We start from the raw sequence: 2,921 nt of genomic DNA, 5'->3' as shown, positions 1-2,921 counted from the left end.
CTTTAACCCAAAACCTGAGTATGAACAAGGCAAGAATCCAATGTTTGAGCCTAATGATAATAGCCCTGATTACTGCTCAAAGCAGTAATCTTAAAAAAAATAGCAAGACACCTCCCTAAGGGTGGCAAGACCGACAGTCACTATCGCAGACTACAGCGATTTTTTGCCGAAGCGAGGATAGACTACGATCAACTGGCTTTAATGATATATCGACTATTTGGGCTAGGCAAAGTCACCTTAACCATTGACCGCACCAACTGGAAATGGGGTAAAAGTAACCTCAACATCTTTATGCTAGGGGTGGTATATAAAGGGATAGCCATCCCCTTATACTGGCAAATGCTAGATAAGCGAGGTAATACAAACCATCTTGAACGCTGTGAACTTATTGAGCGGTTTATCAAACAATTTGGCAAAGATAACCTTGAGATGATAGTAGCAGACAGAGAGTTTGTTGGCGAAAAATGGTTTAACTGGCTCACCAATAATCACATACCCTTTGCCATACGGATTAAGAAGAACAGTAAAGTTAAGAATCATCATGGCAAGTTGGTACAGATTAAAGAGTTATTACGCCATGTTAGCCATCAAGAAACATATCGACATGGGCGAATACTGACTGTCGATGGTTGTTTGGTTCGAGTATTTGCCAAGCGTGATAAAGACTATGGTTTAGTGATTGTGGCCACCAATCAACTAGAAACAGTGGATGCGATGACAAGCTATGCTAAGCTAAGCGTTGGGAGATTGAGACTTTATTTGCTTGTCTAAAGGGCCGTGGCTTTAATCTTGAAGATACCCACTTAACCCATCTTGATCGGGTCAGTAAATTAGTCGCAGTGAACGCCTTAGCATTTTGTTGGGCTTATCATGTCGGTATTTATAAAGACAAAGATAAGCCGTTAAAGCGCAAGTTAAAGTCAAACGCTCGACCTCAAGCCAGTTTGTTTGCGCTTGGCCTGGATGTGTTGATTGAGGGCCTTCACTTGGTGTTCTTTAACAATGATAAGACTGTATTTCGACAGTTAGTTAGCTTTTTAACCCCTAAACCTATGAAAATCGGGTGGGGATGATTTTTTTGTCGTGTGCAGAGAATAAGTTAAACAGCTGTCGTCTATTCGATCTAAAACCGATACAAAGTGCTAATGGGGTGAGTTTTTTGCAGCCTCTGTTACGCCTGCGAACAGCAAGCAAGAAAAATCTATCCCATTAGCACGGGAATACTAACGTATCGATTTTATTTTGCAATTACTATATAAAAATATCTTCATCAAAAAAAAGCGCGTAAATATTTTCATATTTACGCGCTTTTAGTAAAAACAGTATGCCTTGCTATTTAGAACGTTCACCATCTGTTGGCATCATTTGTCGCTTTAGTGTTCTTTTTCAATTTAAAAACACTTTACGTATTTGTATTTGATACAATTATGTTACTAGCAAATTACAGATTAATTACTGGTCGAGTTTTGATAGGCAGAATCAAGCGGATTAATAGCTAATATTAGGCAGTAGCGATAAGCTGAATGATATGACGCCAACTATGTTGGCATTGATCAATACTGGAATCCGAGCCATTTATTTAGCTAAAATCTTAAAATAAGTTTTGCCATCATGACGACCAAGCTATCATATAAATATAGATTTACATATTATTTTCTAACATAAGGATATTCCAATGATAAACTTTCCACGTGCTAAGCCCTCCTCCCTGTTAGTAGCCACTATCTTTGCCATCAGCGCCGTCAGTATGGCCGGCTGTAGTAATAGCAATGAGACCAAAGCCGTTGACCGTTTGGAAGAAGCAGAAGCCTTGGCTCGCGTTAAAGCCCTCGAAGCCCGTGCCGAAACGCTAAAAGGTAATATGCCAGCTGCCAGTGATATGAGCGCTAGCGCAGGCGGCGGTGATGCGGCAGGCGCAGCAAGCGGTAAGCCGTCCATTAAGATGCCAGACGAATCGACCATTCCAGATGATGAGTATGGCGCTGCCGTACGCCGCGGTCTACAGCTTGCCAACCATACTTATAAAGAGCTGCCGAATAACGTTGGTAACCAGCTTAACTGTACCAGCTGTCACCTAGGCAATGGCTCAGAAGCGTATGCTGCACCTTGGAACAATATGCCAAGTATTTACCCGATTTATCGCTCACGCGCAGGTCGCGTCAATACCATTCAAGAGCGTATTAACGGTTGTTTTGAGCGTTCGATGAATGGTAAAGCACTCGATCTTGATTCAGATGATATGAATGCGATGGTGTCTTATATGAGCTGGTTGTCGCAAGATATGCCATTTGGGGTATCACCTGAAGGTCGCGGTTTTGTAAAAGTGAATAAAGAGTTAGAGCCAAACCCTGAAACGGGTGAAAAGCTATTTGCAGAAAAATGTAGCGTTTGTCACGGTGATAATGGCGAAGGTCAATATAATGACGATGGTACTTATATCTATCCTGCGGTAGCTGGCGATAAATCCTTTAATGATGGCGCAGGCATGGCGCGTACATATACCGCCGCGGCCTTTATTAAAGGTAAAATGCCGTTCGGTCAGGGCAATACACTAAGCGATCAAGAAGCGGTCGATATTGCCGCCTACTTTACCCATTTGCCGCGCCCTGTCAAAGCCAATAAAGACAAAGATTGGCCAAATGGCGATGCACCAAAAGATGTGCGTCGTTAATTGAAAAGCTTATAAGTCAGACCATAAAAAAGCCCAGCTATTCAATAACTTGGCTTTTTTATCATAGATAGTTAAGACAAATAGCTCTGCACACGACAAAAAAACAAAAAGTCTGTTAAAGCAAAGGCATAATAGTAATTTTTAAGACGAATCAGACCATGCCAAACTTTAACAGACTTAGTGAGACTTTAACCCAAAACCTGAGCATGAACAAGGCAAGAATCAATTGTTTGAGCCTAATGATAATAGC

At 41.5% G+C, this 2,921-nt stretch carries 2 protein-coding genes; both read left to right on the top strand.

The genetic code is table 11. The features are described 5' to 3' along the window. Nucleotides 1-72: 72 nt before the first annotated feature. Nucleotides 73-771, top strand: a complete 699-nt coding sequence (locus B2866_RS07145) for an IS4 family transposase (protein WP_109592591.1) — start codon at nt 73-75, stop codon at nt 769-771. A gap of 904 nt (nt 772-1,675) precedes the next feature. Next, nucleotides 1,676-2,671, top strand: coding sequence for a c-type cytochrome (locus B2866_RS07140; protein ID WP_102078934.1), 996 nt, complete (start codon nt 1,676-1,678; stop codon nt 2,669-2,671). The last annotated feature ends 250 nt before the right edge of the window (nt 2,672-2,921 follow it).

Source organism: Psychrobacter sp. UBA3483 (genome assembly GCF_002377905.1).
Taxonomy (GTDB): Bacteria; Pseudomonadota; Gammaproteobacteria; order Pseudomonadales; family Moraxellaceae; genus Psychrobacter.
This window is presented reverse-complemented; position numbering and strand designations above follow the sequence as displayed.